15 protein-coding genes are annotated in these 17,048 nt (G+C 31.0%); 11 read left to right on the top strand and 4 right to left on the bottom strand.

All coding sequences use genetic code 11. The features are described 5' to 3' along the window. The first annotated feature begins 53 nt into the window (after positions 1-53). Complete coding sequence (locus tag ACJBCC_RS13855; protein WP_407557519.1) at positions 54-3,026, top strand: M16 family metallopeptidase; 2,973 nt, start codon at positions 54-56, stop codon at positions 3,024-3,026. Positions 3,027-3,198: 172 nt separating this feature from the next. Next, positions 3,199-3,945, top strand: coding sequence for a 3-oxoacyl-[acyl-carrier-protein] reductase (gene fabG, locus ACJBCC_RS13850; protein WP_407557518.1), 747 nt, complete (start codon positions 3,199-3,201; stop codon positions 3,943-3,945). 83 nt (positions 3,946-4,028) lie between these two features. Here the strand turns inward: fabG and ACJBCC_RS13845 are convergent, their stop codons facing one another. From ACJBCC_RS13845 to ACJBCC_RS13830, 4 genes are all read right to left on the bottom strand, one after another. Then, entirely contained in the window at positions 4,029-4,760 is a 732-nt protein-coding gene (locus ACJBCC_RS13845; protein ID WP_407557517.1) for a LytR/AlgR family response regulator transcription factor, read from the bottom strand. Continuing rightward, positions 4,741-5,787 carry a sensor histidine kinase gene (locus tag ACJBCC_RS13840; protein ID WP_407557516.1) on the bottom strand — a complete coding sequence of 349 codons (1,047 nt, stop codon included), beginning with the start codon at positions 5,785-5,787 and terminating at the stop codon, positions 4,741-4,743. The genes ACJBCC_RS13845 and ACJBCC_RS13840 overlap by 20 nt, the downstream gene beginning before the upstream one ends. Positions 5,788-5,808: 21 nt before the next feature. Continuing rightward, entirely contained in the window at positions 5,809-6,162 is a 354-nt protein-coding gene (locus ACJBCC_RS13835) for a DUF4907 domain-containing protein (RefSeq protein ID WP_299100090.1), read from the bottom strand. Positions 6,163-6,284: 122 nt separating this feature from the next. Then, entirely contained in the window at positions 6,285-7,292 is a 1,008-nt protein-coding gene (locus tag ACJBCC_RS13830) for a Kelch repeat-containing protein (protein ID WP_407557515.1), read from the bottom strand. Positions 7,293-7,566: 274 nt separating this feature from the next. On the opposite strand from ACJBCC_RS13830, the gene ACJBCC_RS13825 reads away from it, so the two are divergent. From ACJBCC_RS13825 to ACJBCC_RS13785, 9 genes are all read left to right on the top strand, one after another. After that, the gene (locus ACJBCC_RS13825) at positions 7,567-8,865 is read left to right on the top strand and encodes a DUF4270 family protein (protein WP_407557514.1); all 1,299 of its coding nucleotides are present in this window, start codon (positions 7,567-7,569) and stop codon (positions 8,863-8,865) included. Further along, a complete protein-coding gene (locus ACJBCC_RS13820; RefSeq protein WP_407557513.1) occupies positions 8,858-10,093 on the top strand; it encodes a hypothetical protein in 1,236 nt (411 codons plus the stop codon). Before ACJBCC_RS13825 ends, ACJBCC_RS13820 begins: the two co-directional genes overlap by 8 nt. Positions 10,094-10,228: 135 nt before the next feature. After that, on the top strand, positions 10,229-11,557 hold the full coding sequence (locus ACJBCC_RS13815) for a TolC family protein (protein WP_407557512.1): 1,329 nt from the start codon (positions 10,229-10,231) through the stop codon (positions 11,555-11,557). An 11-nt stretch (positions 11,558-11,568) separates the two neighbouring features. Continuing rightward, a complete protein-coding gene (locus ACJBCC_RS13810) occupies positions 11,569-12,774 on the top strand; it encodes an efflux RND transporter periplasmic adaptor subunit (protein ID WP_407557511.1) in 1,206 nt (401 codons plus the stop codon). 5 nt (positions 12,775-12,779) lie between these two features. Further along, positions 12,780-13,523, top strand: coding sequence for an ABC transporter ATP-binding protein (locus tag ACJBCC_RS13805; RefSeq protein ID WP_299100077.1), 744 nt, complete (start codon positions 12,780-12,782; stop codon positions 13,521-13,523). 2 nt (positions 13,524-13,525) lie between these two features. Next, positions 13,526-14,746 carry an ABC transporter permease gene (locus ACJBCC_RS13800; RefSeq protein WP_407557510.1) on the top strand — a complete coding sequence of 407 codons (1,221 nt, stop codon included), beginning with the start codon at positions 13,526-13,528 and terminating at the stop codon, positions 14,744-14,746. A 69-nt stretch (positions 14,747-14,815) separates the two neighbouring features. Continuing rightward, on the top strand, positions 14,816-15,790 hold the full coding sequence (locus ACJBCC_RS13795) for a sensor histidine kinase (protein WP_407557509.1): 975 nt from the start codon (positions 14,816-14,818) through the stop codon (positions 15,788-15,790). Positions 15,791-15,792: 2 nt separating this feature from the next. Further along, positions 15,793-16,521, top strand: coding sequence for a LytR/AlgR family response regulator transcription factor (locus tag ACJBCC_RS13790; protein WP_407557508.1), 729 nt, complete (start codon positions 15,793-15,795; stop codon positions 16,519-16,521). Positions 16,522-16,651: 130 nt separating this feature from the next. Continuing rightward, positions 16,652-16,951, top strand: coding sequence for a hypothetical protein (locus tag ACJBCC_RS13785; protein WP_407557507.1), 300 nt, complete (start codon positions 16,652-16,654; stop codon positions 16,949-16,951). The last annotated feature ends 97 nt before the right edge of the window (positions 16,952-17,048 follow it).

The following is a 17,048-nucleotide window of genomic DNA, read 5'->3' as shown; positions in this document are numbered from 1 at the left end:
GATTTTTTTATGCCATCAATTCACAATTACTAATCAATTAATTAATCAAAAAAATGAAAATCACTAAGACACTAATGCTGTTGCTATTGGTTTCTATCATTTTTGGTTGTAAAACCGAAACTGATTCAAAGAAACAAGGTTACACAATTGAAAATCATGAAGACAGTAATGGTTTTAATTATGAAACAGTTAGCAACGACCCAACAGGTTTAAGACTCTACACCTTAGACAACGGACTAAAAGTTTATTTAGGTAAAAATGACGAAGAACCTAAAATTCAAACACTCGTTGCGGTTAGAGCTGGTTCTACCTATGATCCTGCAGATAACACAGGTTTGGCACACTACTTAGAACATATGGTATTTAAAGGTACGGATAAGTTTGGCACTACAAATTACGAGGAAGAATCTAAGTTAATTAAACAGATTTCTGATTTATACGAAGAACATAAAGCAGAAAAAGACCCTGAGAAGAAAACAGAAATTTACAAGAAAATAGATGAAATCTCACTAGAAGCATCAAAACTTTCTATCGCTAATGAATATGATAAAATGTCAACTTCATTAGGTGCCGAAGGTACAAATGCATTTACATCAAACGAGCAAACTGTTTATGTAAATAAAATCCCGTCTAATGAAATTGATAAATGGTTAAAAATTGAAAGCGAGCGTTTTAGTAAATTAGTTCTACGTTTATTTCACACAGAATTAGAAGCTGTTTATGAGGAATTTAACAGAGGACAAGATAGCGATGGACGTAAGCAATATTTTGCAACGCTTGAAGGTTTGTTTCCAACACATCCTTATGGTACGCAATCTACAATAGGTATTTCTGAGCATTTAAAAAACCCTTCAATGGAAGCTATTAACGCTTACTTTGATAAATATTATGTGCCAAACAACATGGCTGTAATAATGGTTGGTGACCTAGATTTTGATACAACTATTAAAAAAGTGAATGATGCTTTTGGAAGTTATGAGAGAAAAGAAGTTGAGCACCCAACGTTCCCTGAGTTAGAACCAATTGCTGCGCCAGTTAAAAAAGAAGTTTTAGGTCCAACAGCAGAATCTATTTATGTTGCTTTTAGGTCTAAAGGAAAAGGATCAGATCATGAAGTTATTCTAAACCTCGTGGATTACATGTTAGCTAATTCTCAAGCAGGATTAATAGATTTAAATCTTAATCAAAAGCAGATGGTACAAAGAGCGTCATCATTTACAAATTTTGATAATGATTATGGTTTCCATTTACTTTATGGTTCTCCAAAAGCAAATCAATCTTTAGATGAAGTTAGAGATTTACTTTTAGATCAAGTTGAAAAAATTAAAAAAGGAGAATTTGAAGATTGGTTATTAGATGCCGTTATTAATGATATGCGTTTATCTCAAATCAGAGAATATGAAAACGGATCTGCTACAGCTTACGCTTATCTAGATGCTTTTATTGGAGAGCAAAATTGGGAAAGTCGTCTAAAGATGTTAGATGAAATGAAAAAAATTACTAAGCAAGAAGTTGTTGATTTTGCAAATTCATTTTATGGAAATAATTATGTAGAAGTACATAAACTTAAAGGAGAAGATACATCAATTGTTAAGGTTGAAAATCCAGGCATTACACCAATTGAATTAAATAAAGGCGTGGAATCTGATTTTTTAGCATCAATAAATGCTATGACTTCTCCAGATTTAAAGCCGAAATTTGTAGATTATAAATCTGAAATTAAAGAGCTTACAACAGATAACGGACTTAAATTATCTTATGTAGAAAACCCAAACAACGATATCTTTAATTTAAATATCATTTTTGATATGGGACAAGATAACGATAGAATGGTTTCTCTTGCTGCTGGTTATTTAGATTATTTAGGAACAAACACTTATACTCCAGAACAGCTAAAACAAGAATTCTACAAAATAGGAGTGAGTTACAATGTATTTTCTTCTAATGACAAAACTTATGTTGGTATTTCTGGTTTAAAAGAAAACTTAGATGCAGGTTTAAAACTATTAGAACATTTGTGGAACAATGCAGAACCAAATCAAGAAACTTACGATAAATATGTTGAAAGTATCTTAAAAGGTAGAGAAGATGGGAAAACTCAAAAAGGGAATATTTTCTGGAATGGTTTAATGAGTTACGGACAATATGGCGAAAATTCTAGACTAAGAAATATTTATTCTCAAATGGAATTAAAAGCTATAAGCCCTACAGAACTCGTAAATAAAATAAAAGAAATGCGTGCCTACAAACAACGTATATTCTACTACGGAAATGCTGTAGATGAAGCAAAAACGGCTTTAAATACACATCATCAAATACCAGAAGCATTATTAGATTATCCTGAAAAAGTAGAATACGTAAACTTAGAAACTGGTGGTAATGTTTATTTTGTGGATTATGATATGGTACAAAGCGAAATATTGTTAGTAGGTAAAGGTGAAGAATTTGACCCTAAAAAAATGGCGGCTTCTCAGTTGTTTAACACGTATTTTGGTAGCGGATTATCTTCAATTGTTTTTCAAGAAATAAGAGAATCTAAATCATTAGCATATTCTGCATTCTCTAGTTACCAAATGGCAAGCGAAGCAGGTCAACCAGATTATACCACAGCATATGTAGGTACACAGGCGAATAAATTAGAAGAGGCTGTTAATGCAATGATGGAGTTAATGACAGATATGCCAGAGGCTGAAGATCAATTTAATCAAGCAAAAGAAGGTACGTTAAAGAAAATTGCGTCGCAACGTATTACTAAATCTAATATATTTTGGACTTATGAAAGATTACAAAAAAGAGGTATAGATAATGATAACAGAGAAGAAATCTATAATGCCATAAAAAACATGACCATGGATGACCTGAAAACTTTCTTTAATGAGAATATAAAAGGTGCCGAATATAATGTAATGGTTATAGGTAACAAGAAAGACATGGATTTTGATGCCTTGAGTAAATTAGGAACAATTAAAGAATTAGATATTGATTATTTATTTAATTATAATCAATCCGAAGAGCTGAAGCAATAAGCTTATAAGTAAGCTTAAACTAAACCTCATATTGATATAAAAATATGAGGTTTTTTTTATGTCGCACAACTAGTTATTGGTATATTTGAATTGAAGTGAAAAGTATGTTATATAATTAGAGGACGTATTATTTTTCATTTTAGATTAAACACATATAAACTAAATATATAGTATGAAACTTTTAGAAGGAAAAACGGCTATAATTACTGGAGCTAGTAGAGGAATTGGTAAAGGCATAGCAGAAGTATTTGCTGATCATGGTGCCAATGTAGCATTTACATATAGTTCTTCAGTTGAAGCAGCTAATGCGTTAGAAAAGGAATTAAACTCTAAAGGCATCAAAGCTAAAGGCTATCAAAGTAATGCGGCAAATTATGACGATGCTCAGAAATTAGCAGCAGATGTTTTAGAGGAATTTGGAACTATTGATATCCTTATTAATAATGCAGGTATTACAAAAGATAATCTATTAATGAGAATGGGAGAGGAGGACTTTGACAAAGTGATTGAAGTTAACCTTAAATCTGTTTTTAACATGACTAAAGCGGTACAACGTACCATGTTGAAACAACGCAAAGGCTCTATTATTAATATGAGTTCTGTTGTTGGTGTAAAAGGTAATGCAGGCCAAACAAATTACGCGGCTTCTAAAGCTGGAATTATCGGTTTTTCTAAGTCTGTTGCATTAGAATTAGGTTCTAGAAATATTAGAAGCAACGTCATCGCGCCAGGTTTTATTGAGACTGAAATGACTGCAAAATTGGATGAAGAAACTGTTAAAGGTTGGAGAGCAGGTATTCCATTAAAGAGAGGTGGAACACCAGAAGATATTGCTAATGCATGCGTCTTTTTAGCTAGCGATTTAAGTGCCTATGTTACGGGACAGACTTTAAACGTAGATGGAGGAATGCTTACTTAATTTTACTCTATTAATATTATAAAAGAAAACAGCGCTATTATGCGCTGTTTTTTATTTTTGAAATATTATTTTATTCAAAATAACTAAATATTTAATCGGCTATAAACCATCGATTTGTAGCTTTCTCCAATAGGAATTCTTTCGTCTTTAATAACGATTCTATTCTTTTGAACTGATGTAATTTTATTCACATTTACAATAAAAGAGCGATGCACTCTTATAAAAGTATTCTCTGGTAATTTATCTTGAATTTCTTTAAAACTCATTAACGTTAATATAGGTTTTGAAGCTTCAGAATGAATTTTTAAATAATCTTTAAGCCCTTGAATAAGCTTAATAGAATTGATGTCTATTTTTAGATTTTCGTATTCAGATTTAACAAAAATAAAGTCATCTTCTAAAACAGAAGTTGTTTCTCCACCAGCAGAAGACACATTAAAGGACGAGCTTACATCATTAAGCTTTATCATTTCTTTTACTCTATTTACGGCTTTTAAAAAACGTGGAAACGGAATGGGTTTAACCAAATAGTCTACAGCATTTAAATCAAAACCTTCTAAGGCATATTCTGGATATGCAGTTGTAAAAATAAAATAAGGGACTTTTCCTTCTATAGATTTTATAAGTTCTATACCAGAAATGTTGGGCATTTCTATATCAGAAAACACTAAGTCAATGTTATTATTGTTTATAAAATCTAAAGCTTCAATAGCACTTGTAAATGTGCTTATCACATCTACCGAACTTAGAGCTTGGCAATAAGATTCTATAACATCTATTGCTAAAGGTTCATCATCAATTATGATACATTTCATCTTCTTTCAAATTAATTGTTAATTCCACCTTAAAGTGAGTTTTGCTCTCATTAATAGTTAATTGATGATTATTGTTATATAAATGATTAAGTTGGTTTTTAATATTCTCTAAGCCAACTCCAGAATTTTTGTCATCACGTTTATATAAACCTATGATATTCTTAACATATAAGTGAAGTTTTTTATTCTCCACTACAATTTTAATATCTATTTGAGTATTCCCTTTATAATCCGTTCCGTACTTAAAGGCATTTTCAATAAATGAAATTAATAACAATGGATAAACTTTTAGGTGTCTGGTTTCTCCTTTTATGTTAAGTTTAACAGCTTCAGTATTTTTAAGGCGAAGACGCTGTAAAGCAATATAGTTTTTAATGTAATTTATTTCCTTTTCTAGGGAAACTTGCTCATCACCTGCTTCATAAAGCATGTAACGCATTAATTCTGATAAAGTGATTACTGCTTCTGGTGCATTATCTGACTTACTTCTTACAAGTGCATAAATACTATTTAGAGAATTAAATAGAAAATGAGGATTAAGTTGATTTCTTAAAAACTGAAGTTTAATTTCTTTCTGCTCGTTTTCTAGTTCTTTAGATTCTCTATCTCTTTTATAAAAATCAACCACTAAACTAAAAATACCACCTAATAGAAAAATAGATAATGAAAATACCACAGGAATAGCATGTCTTATACCAAAAGGACCTGCTGGCATATTTGGTGGTTTAGGGAAGTCTCTAAACTCTCTGGTAATTGTATTAGTAATTAGTTCTTCTGAAACATAATTGTATAGAATTAAAAATGCAATTGAAACAAAAATGTAAAGCAGTAACTTTCTGTTGAGTAGTAGGTAAGGAACAAAAACTAAATAATTAGCATAAAATAAAATTGGACGTAAAGAAAGTCTCAGATACATTTCCGAAGGAATTTTACCCAAATCTATGTAAGCAGAAAATAATGGGAAAATACTAATACATATCCAAACCAGGATATGTACTATTAATTCTTTATGTGAGATGGTTTTCAACACTATTATATAATTTAGATGCTAGTTAATATCTTCAAAATTAATGTTATTATCATTAAGATCTCTTTTACTGATATTGGGAAAAGCATTTTTTGACAATCTGTTAACCACCAATTTTCCTATTTTCTCAGCATCTGTCTTACTTTTAAAGGATTGTTTACCTTTAACTGACGGAATGTATTCTTGTCTTATAAATAAGTTTTCGTGATTATATATTTCGTAAATCCACGAGCTTTCTTTTTCTAAGACTTGTAAAGTATAAGGATTTGCTTCTAGGTTTTGGTTTTCATCTCCTGCATTTATAAAGTACATAAATAATAGCGTAAAGATTGAAATCACTATAAAAATAGAAAGGTATGTATAATTTTTTTTCATTGTATTACTATTAAAAAAGAGCCAGAAGTTCTGAAGGATATCCAACATTATCCTGACTCTAGGTTGGCTATTAACCAGTGTCTTAAAAGTTAATAGCCTATCAATCAATCTAAACAATACAATTAATTATCATCATCATCTTGCTCATCGTTAGGGAAAAACTCCATATTATCGTCTAAGTATAATGTACCGTTTCTTCCTAGTGTAACAAAAGCGCGTTCTCCATTGCTAAAAGAAATGGCATCTCTTCTTGCATAAAGTTCAAAATCTGTTTTTTCTTCCCAAACTTCTGAAGATGGTGTATACTCATAAACGGTACTAATACTTCCGCCATATTCTCCACAAGCCACATATCCTTTACCATCTAATGTAAATGCTACAGCATTAGATCTATAAACGTAATCATCATCATCTTCATCAATATCTTCGAGTTCTGTCCATACTTCTGTATCTAAATTAAATTTCCAAAAATCTGTTTCGTAAACACCATTACTAATCCCAGTTCCTAAATAAACATCATTACCTATAGTAAAAGTCATTCCATCTCTTCTTTTATCGCCTCCAAAGCCATAAATTTCTTCCCAAGAATCACTTATTGGATTGTATTTCCAGAAATCTTTTTTATCGCTACCGTCGTAACCTGTGCCAACATAGCCATATTGATCTGATCCAAAACCAACAGTTCCATATCTAGCAGAACCTCCAAAATCCGCAATTTGTGTCCAACTATTTGTTGAAGGATTATATTTATAGAAATCAGCTAACTCTTCATTAGTATCTCCATTATAACCAGTTCCCATGTAACCTTCATTATTAATTACAAATGAAACAGCAGAGCTTCTTTCTTCTCCAGGGAAATCTGATAATTGTTGCCAAGAGTTTGTATCCATATTATAACTCCAAAAATCATTATAATAATCATCGCCATCATAACCAGTTCCCATATAACCCATATTTCCTATTGTAAAAGCGGATGAGCTGCTACGAGCTTCTTCATTAAAACTAGATTTTTTTACCCAATTTCCTAAAGTATCATCGCTGTCATCATCTGTACTACAGTTGTAAAAAAGCGTAAGTATTGCAGATAAACAAAGTAATCTTAAACCTGCTCTGTGGTTGAATGTTTTCATTTTCATTTTTAATTTATGTTTAAACTTATTTGATTGTCTAGTAAAGAGTTTCTCTATTTTAGAGTGCTAACTTACTAAGCCCAACTTGTACTATAATTATAAAATAGACTGACATACTTTTTTTGTAGACTAACCCATAATTTTAATCTACAAAACCAGCACTATGTTTTTATAGTATAAAATCTCGTCTTTGTAGATAAATAATTCTTATCAGTATATTTTACTTTTTATTAGCTCTATTGATTAGTTGATTTGTATAAACAATACAAACCGAATGATTAAATATTATAATAAAATAGCAACGGTTATTGCATTTGCATTAATTGTAACCTCTTGTTCTACAGACACAGAAGTAGAAGGAATAAATGCTGGCGAAGATTTTACAAATACACATATTAGGGTATTATCTATTGATACTTTTTCCGTGGCATTTTCTACTATGAAATTCGATTCAATAATTACTTCTGAGAGTAGTAGTTTACTAATTGGGAAGTATATAGATGATGATATGGGTGTTGTAACAGCATCATCAAACTTCCAACTTAATACGGCATCTTATTATATAGATAACGATGCAATTCTGGATAGTGTTGGTTTAGTTCTTGGCTATGATACGTATTATTATAATGATACAACTCAGGTTTCTACACTAAACATCCATAGACTAACTGAAAAAATGAGTAGTGAAGATTCATATTATTATAATACTACAGAAACGTCTTATGAAGCAACACCATTAGTAAGCAGAACCTTTATACCTACACCAAGCAAAGATTCACTTTTTGTAACGTTACCTTATGACTTTGGCGAGGAATTATTTAATGATATTAGAGATAATAATATTACAGACAATGAATCTCTTTATCAAAAACTAAAGGGAATTACTATAAGACCTGGAGCAAATGACGATGGTTCAATAATAGGTTATTCCGTATCTAGTGAAGATACATATTTGAGATTTTATTATAAAATTCCAGATGAATTAGATACTGATGAATACACTTATGATTTATCTATAAATGAATTTTACAATCATATTGAGTCTGATGTATCAGGCTTACCCTTAGAATTAATAACTGATCAAGAATATAATTTATCATCCTCAGATAGTAATGGCATTAGTTATAATCAGTCTGGTACAGGTTATGTGACTAAAATTGAATTTCCAACATTAAAGGATATTTATGATGTAGGAGAATCTGGTACTATCTTAGAAGCTACCTTATATATTCAGCCAAATACAACTTCGCACTCTGATATTCAACCATTAAGCGATGCATTATTACTTTATACTATAGATCAAAATAACGATTTGGCAAGTCAAATTTCTAACAGTGCAGATGTGGTTAGTGCAAGCCTTACAACTGATAATTCAGAGTTTAATGAAATTTTATACACAATACCGGTTATAGATTTTATAGATCAAAAATTAAGTGAAAGTCCAGAAACGGAAGATGCTCTTATTCTAATTCCGAGTGATTACAATTCTTCTATAAACAAAATAATATTTAACGACAGTGAAAAGTCTGAATTTAAAACTAAACTAGTCTTAACCTATGCAATCTATGAATAAATATAAATACACAATTATTTGCGCAATGATACTAGGATTATTTGGCTATTCTCAAACCAATAATTTAACGAGTTCTCCTTATTCATTGTTTGGTCTAGGTGTAGAAAGTAATTCTGGAACAGGCCGTAATAGTGGCCTCGGAAAAACAGGTGTTTCTTTAGATGCAACTTATGGGCTTAATCTTTACAATCCAGCTTCAGTTGCAACATTACGTCCAGACGAGTTTTTTCTAGACGTTGGCGGTTCTGCTGAACTTGTTAGTTTTTCAGGTAGTGATACTGATGATTATCAATCGACTTATAATTTTACGAATGTTTCTGTTGGGTTTAATAGTGATGGTAAATATGGTTTAGCATTTACTTTAAAACCATCTACAAGTGTAGGATATTCACTAATTGGTCTACAAAGTAACGTTGAAGGAAGTAGCGACGAGTTTGTAACAAATATTGAAGGTTCGGGAGGTTTAAACGAAATTAGATTAGATTATGGAAGAACTTATTTTAATAATCTAAATGTTGGTATAAAAGCATCATATTTATTTGGAAAAATTGAAGAAAGTGAATCAATTTTAACTACAAATAGTTTCTTAGAAGTTAACGAAGTTAACTACTACAGAGGAGCGCAATTAGGATTAGGTGTTCAATATAATCTTTTAGATAAGCACGCTTTTGGATTCACCATAGATTTCCCAACGGTTTTAAAAGGAACTAAAGATGTTGTGATTGGTAAATATTCAAATTTAGCATATACTTTACTAGAGGAAACCGAAGACGAAGAAATAGATAGTTTTGATATGCCATTAAAACTAGGTTTTGGCTACAGCACCAAAATAAAAAACTTAATGCTAACTGCAGATTATACTAAAAATCTTTGGTCTGCAACTAATCAATCTGATGCCATTGGCGATTATGTAGACCAAAATATTTATGGTTTTGGTGCATCGTATTCTGTAGATCCTAAAAGTTTTAATTATTGGAAACGCGTAGATTTTAGAATGGGCTTAAACTACAATTCTGGTTACTTAATGGTAGATGATACCAAAATTGATACTTATGCAGCGTCCATTGGTTTAGGCTTGCCATTAGGTAAACGATCTTTACTGAATATTTCATATACTTTAGGTAAAAAAGGAACAACGGAAAGTATCCTAATAAAAGAATATGTAAACACTCTTAATATCAATATTTCCCTTTCTGATTTATGGTTTCAACAACGAAAATATAATTAAGATACCAATAAATCAGGAAAAAGACTTCTATAAAATAAGGCAATTAGTATAGAAAATAACCTCAAACGTCTATTAGACTTTATTTAAAATAGATATCGTTTCATCTTTGAAGTGTAAATTAAAAACACTGAAAACATGAAACGTTTTTTTATTATAATAACACTTATCGCTTCCCAGTTTGTCGTTGCACAAACAACGGATGCTACATCAACTAAAATTTGGACTTTAGAAGACTGTTTAAATTATGCACTAGAGCATAACATTACGATAAAAGATGCTAGTTTAAACCTAGAACAATCTGAAATAAATTATAGTGCAGCAAAATCTTCACGTCTCCCAAATTTATATGGATCTGCTTCAGAAACCTTCTCAAATGGAAATTCAATCGATCCTATTACAAGTGATTTTGTATCGGATCAGATTTATAGTACAAATGTGAGTTTAAATAGCTCATTTACTTTATTTCAAGGGTATCAAATAGAAAATCAAATACAGCAAAATGAGTTGTTGAAAAATCAAAGTGTGTTTTTACACGAAGAAACTCAAAACAATATCATTTTGAGTATTCTAGAAAACTATCTACAGATTTTATATGCCAAGGAAGGCATAACTATCGCTGAAAATAATTTAATCGCAACTGAAAAAGAAGTTGAGAGATCTAAAGCACGATTAGATGCTGGCTCAATTTCGTTAAGTGATTATACAGAAGCGCAAAGCCAAGCGGCAACGAATAAGTATGCTATAATAGCCGCTAAGAACACTTATCAACAATACATTATTGAATTAAAGCAGTTATTAGAATTAAATCCTACTGAAGACATTGAAATTCAAACCTTAAGTAGTGATACAAATTACGTTTCACTTCAACTTGATAAGTTTTCAATTTATAATAGTGCTTTAGGGATTCTGCCAGAAGTAAACGCAAGTAAACTAGGAGTAGAAGTGCAAGAAAAGGAATTAGAAATTGCAAAAGGGGCTTATCTACCAACATTATCTCTTGTGAGCAGTTTAGGTTCGGGATATACAAGTGTTAATGACAACAATTTCTCAGACCAGTTCAATGTAAATTTTAATCAAAGAATTGGCTTGTCATTGAATATTCCAATTTTTAATAGAAATCAAACCAAAGCTGCTGTTCAAACGGCACAAATAAATATTGAAAAGGCAGAAATTAGTAAACAAACTACTGAAAAGGAAGTGTATAAAAAAGTAGAAACAGCCTATCAAAATGCAGTATCTACCCAAGAGCAAATGATTGCGGCAGAAGCGTCAAAAATCGCAGCTGAACAAACTTATAAACTTGCTCAAAAAAAGTACGAATTAGGTGCGTTGAGTACAACCGATTTAGTGATAAGTCAAAATACATTTACCAATGCACAACAAAACTATTTGCAAGCGAAATACTTAAATATTTTATACCATCAATTATTACAATTTTATCAAGGAAACGACATTAAACTTTAATCATTTTAATCATGAAAAAAAATAAGAAAACCATAATAATTAGTAGTGTACTAGTAGTACTTGCTATAGTAGCCTTTAGTTTTTTTAAGGGTGAGGATACAGTAATTATAGAACCAGAAACAGTTTTAGCAAAAAAAGCTAATGTTACAACTATGGTAACCGCAACAGGTACTATAGAACCAATAAACCAAGTAGATGTTGGTACGCAAGTTTCTGGTGTTGTAGAAAAAGTGTATGTAGATTATAACTCGATAGTTAAAGAAGGACAATTAATAGCAGAGTTAGATAAAACCAATTTGCAAGCCTCTTTAACACAAGCACAAGCTGCTTATGATAATGCTATTAGTCAAAAAAATTATACCAAAACGATTTACGACAGACAGAAAACCTTATACGATAATCAAGTCATTAGTAAATCAGATTTTGATGATGCAGACTATAATTATCAAACTGCAAAAGGTACGGTAACACAACGATATTCCGATTTGCAATCTGCCAGAACCAATTTAGGTTATGCTAATATTTACTCGCCAATAGATGGCGTTGTATTATCCAAAGATATTGAAGAGGGACAAACCGTTGCCTCAAGTTTAAGTACACCAACCTTGTTTACTATCGCACAAGATTTAAAAGAAATGCAAGTAGAGGCAGATGTAGATGAAGCAGATATAGGTCAAGTTATAGAAGGACAACGTGTAGAGTTTACTGTAGATGCTTATATAGGTAAAACGTTTAATGGTGTAGTAACTCAAGTACGTTTAGATCCTACAGTAACTTCAAATGTAGTGACTTACACTGTGGTTATTAAAGCAGAAAATGAAGACTTAAAACTTAAGCCAGGTCTCACAGCAACCATTTCTATTTTTACTTTAGAGTTAAACAAAGTGCTTACTGCTGAAGCTAAAGCCATCAACTTTAAACCAGAAAGAGAAACGTTTGCTACTTATAATCTGCAACATCAAATAACTACAAATAATACTGAAAAATCTAGAGATAATAAAACACTTTGGGTACTAGAGTCTAATGGTGCTATTACTCCAAGAACAGTAACACTTGGTGCCAGTGATGGTGTTAATGTTCAAATTTTAAGTGGTGTAAATGAAGGCGATAAATTAGTATATAGTTTAAAAGGTGTATCTAAATCGGAAGCTGGAACTACAGAAAAAAGCGAAAGCCCATTTATGCCACAACGTCCAGGAGGTAACAGAAAAAAATAAAAACCATGAGTAAAGAAATTATAAAAATACAAGATTTAAAGCGTGAGTTTACCATGGGAACCGAAACGGTTCATGCGCTAAAAGGTATCTCATTTTCTATACAAGAAGGCGAATTTGTAACCATAATGGGCTCAAGTGGATCTGGTAAAAGTACCATGTTAAATATTTTGGGTTGTTTAGATCAGCCAACATCTGGAGTATATGAAATTGATGGTGTGAGTATGAAAGATCTTAGTAGAAATGAACTGGCAACCATTAGAAATGAAAAGATTGGGTTCATTTTTCAATCCTACAATTTATTAGCAAGAACATCGGCTATAGAAAATGTAGAGTTACCTTTATTATATAACAGTAAAGTAACTTCTGAAGAGCGAAGAGAAAGAGCAATCAAAGCTTTAGAGATGGTTGGTTTGGGCGAGCGATTGCATCACACACCTTCGCAACTTTCAGGAGGGCAACAACAGCGTGTAGCCATAGCAAGATCTCTAGTTAATAATCCAGTAATGATTCTTGCAGATGAAGCTACTGGTAACTTAGATACTAGAACCTCTTACGAGATCATGTCTTTATTTCAGGAGTTAAACAAAAAAGGTATTACCATAACTTTTGTAACGCATGAACCAGACATTGCTACGTTTAGTAGTAGAACTGTTGTATTAAAAGATGGTGAGATTATGCAAGATTATCAAAATCATGATGTACAATCTGCAGCAACTGAATTAGCAAAATTACCTAAACAAGACCATTAATTATGAGGCTATTAAATTTATTTAAAATCGCAACAAAGGCAATTATTCTTAATAAAACAAGAACATTGCTTACCATGTTAGGTATCATCATAGGAGTAGCTTCTGTAATTGCTATGTTAGCTATTGGTGAAGGCTCTAAAGAAAGTATACGTACTACTATTTCTGCCATGGGTTCTAATATGATAACTATACAACCAGGAGCAGATAGTAGAGGACCAGCAAGAGGTAGTGGAGGAGATGTACAAACATTAACTTTAGCTAATTATGAAACAATAAAAGAGCAATCTAATTTAATTAGTTACATAACACCAGTAGTTAATGGTAACGGACAGGTTATTAATGGTTCTAACAACTGGCCTTCTTCAATTTATGGTGTAAACCCTGAATATTTAGATATTAAGGTTGTTGGTTTACAAAGTGGGAGTATGTTTACAGATGCAGAAGTTAAATCAGCTTCTAAAGTTGTTGTCATAGGACAAACCGTTGTAGATAATGTGTTTCCAGATGGTCAAGAACCTGTTGGGCAAATGATTCGTTTTAATAACATACCGTTTAAAGTTATTGGTGTTTTAGAAGAAAAAGGCGAAAACACTTTTGGTCAAGATCAAGATGATGTGGTTATTGCACCATATACAACGGTACAAAAACGTATTTTAGCAATAGATCATTTAAACCAAATTGTAGCTTCTGCAATTAGCGAAGATGATGCACCTGCAGCTGTAACTCAAGTGTCTGAAATTTTAAGAACAGAACACAGACTATTGGATAACGAAGAAGATGATTTTAGTGTGCGTTCTATGGAAGAGTTAATTTCTACCTTTAGTTCTACTAGCGAAATGTTAACCATTTTATTAGTTGCAGTAGCCAGTATTTCTCTATTAATTGGTGGTATTGGTATTATGAATATTATGTATGTCTCTGTAAAAGAGCGAACCAAAGAAATTGGTTTACGTATGGCAGTTGGTGGTAAAGGCTCAGATATATTAATGCAGTTTCTTATTGAAGCTATATTAATAAGTATTACAGGAGGTATTTTGGGTGTTTTATTAGGGCTAGGAGCAACGGTATTCATAGAAAAATTCTTAAATTGGCCTACAAGTGTAGCTTTATATTCTATTGTGATTTCCTTTGCGGTATGTGCTGTAACAGGTATCTTTTTTGGATGGTATCCAGCTAGAAAAGCTTCTGCTTTAGATCCTATAACTGCGTTACGTTACGAATAATATATTATGTATAAAAACAAAACAATTACGATCCTTTCCCATGTGCTTGTATGGCTAACCTTATTTTCCTTGCCTTACCTTTTATCGTATGGACAAGAACAAGAATTAGATAGGATAAAAGCACATTTTTGGATTCCATTATTTTTTTCAGCAATAGTATTTTATTTCAATTATTTTGTTTTAGTAGATCGCTATTTGTTTCCTAAAAAAATGCTGCAATTTATAATTATAAATTTAGCGTTTATAGCTCTCTTTTTATATTTAAAAGAATATATTGAAGATCATTATTTTCAAGAGTTAGTTAAAAAACGAATAGAAAACACAGGAAGAACAGAGCCTCCATTTAGAATGGCTTTATACATTCAAATATTGACTTATATGGCTCCATTGTTTTTCGCCATTGCTCTAAAAAGTACGCAACGTTGGGTAAAAACAGAGGCAGAACGTAAGGAAGCAGCTAATTTTAAGTTAAAATCAGAATTACAACATTTACATTATCAATTACAGCCACATTTCTTTTTTAATTCTTTAAATAATATTTATGCTATGGTAGATATTTCGCCAGATCAGGCAAAAACATCTATCCATAGTTTAAGTAAGTTAATGCGTTATATGCTATATGAAACTAATGTAGAATCTATTCTTTTATCTAAAGAAATAGATTTTATGAAAAAATACATCGAGTTAATGAAGCTTCGTGTATCAGATAAAACAACTATAAGTTATAATTTTCCTGCAGAAGAAAAAGGGATTAAAATAGCACCTTTATTGTTTATCTCTTTAATTGAAAACGCATTTAAACATGGTGTGTCTGCTAGTAAAGCGAGTTCTATAGACATAAACTTGACTTGTCACGAAAAAACAGTATTATTTACAATAGAAAACGATAATTTACCTAAAAAAACAGATGATAAAAGTGGTTCAGGAATAGGACTTCCTAATATTATAAAACGATTAGAATTGTTATATCCAAACAAAAATAATTTTAAGACTTTTGTAAAAGATTCTCGATTTGTAGCACAATTAGAAATTGAAACCAATTAAACATGAGCAGTATTAAAATAACATGTATTGTTGTAGATGATGAGCCAATGGCACTTAATTTAGTAGAAAGCTACGTTGAAAAAACGCCTTTTTTAGAATTAAAACAAAAATGTAGTAGTGCTATTGAAGCTATGGAATTTATAAAAACAAATCCTGTGGATTTATTGTTTTTAGATATACAAATGCCAGATTTAACAGGTATTGAGTTTTCAAAAATGTTACCAAAAGATACACGTGTCATTTTCACAACGGCATTCGATCAATATGCTTTAGAAGGGTTTAAAGTTGAAGCGATAGATTACCTTTTAAAACCTTTTGATTATGCAGAGTTTTTAGCTGCGGCTAATAAAGCCAATACTTGGTTTGAATTGGTAAAAGGGAAAAAGAAGCCTATTGTTTCGGAGGAAAAAGAATTCCTTTTTGTAAAATCAGAGTACAAACAATTACGTATTAAACTAGCAGATGTTTTATATTTTGAAGGTCTAAAAGACTATATTAAAATATGGTTGAAAGACAACCCAAAACCAATTTTAACCTTAATGAGTTTAAAATCTTTAGAACAAGAGTTGCCTGAAACTCAGTTTATGCGTGTACATCGTTCTTTTATAGTATCCTTAAATAATATTGATGTTATAGAGCGTAGCCAAATCATTATTAGAGATCAACGTATTACTGTTTCAGAACAATATAAACCAAAATTTTTAGAGTTTATTAATAATAACTCTTTGTAAATCTTTTCAATTTTGTTTCGTCTATAAAATTATATAATTAACAGATATAAATTCTAGGTTGGTCTATTCTTCTTTAGAAATTCAATAGGTAGAATTACTTTTGCGTCAAAATTTATAAATAAATACAATTATGAAAAAAATCTTACTTTCATTAGCAGTAGTAATCACAATGTTTAGTTGTGATAGTGTAAAAAATGTTAATACTTCAAATTTATCAGATGCAGCAACATTATTAGGTTCATTAAGCTCTAATTCAACAGTTCAGCAAATTACTACGCTTTTTGGTTTGTTAGATACCAATAAAGATGAAGCTATTAGCTCAACAGAAGCTATTGGTTCAGTGTCAGATAATTTTAATGTGTTGGATACAGATAATAATTCTAGCTTAAACTTAACTGAATTAACAGGTTTACTAAGTTTGCTAAAATAAATAGAAACCCTTGATAATAATAAGGCATACATTAATTTGTATGCTTTTTTTGTAGCTTATAGTTAACAATGCATATCTATAAAATAAGCCAATTGGT

It is taken from the genome of Winogradskyella sp. 4-2091, assembly GCF_045765065.1.
Taxonomy (GTDB): domain Bacteria; phylum Bacteroidota; class Bacteroidia; order Flavobacteriales; family Flavobacteriaceae; genus Winogradskyella.
Note: the sequence above shows the minus strand (reverse complement) of the source record. Positions and strands in the feature narration are given on the sequence as shown.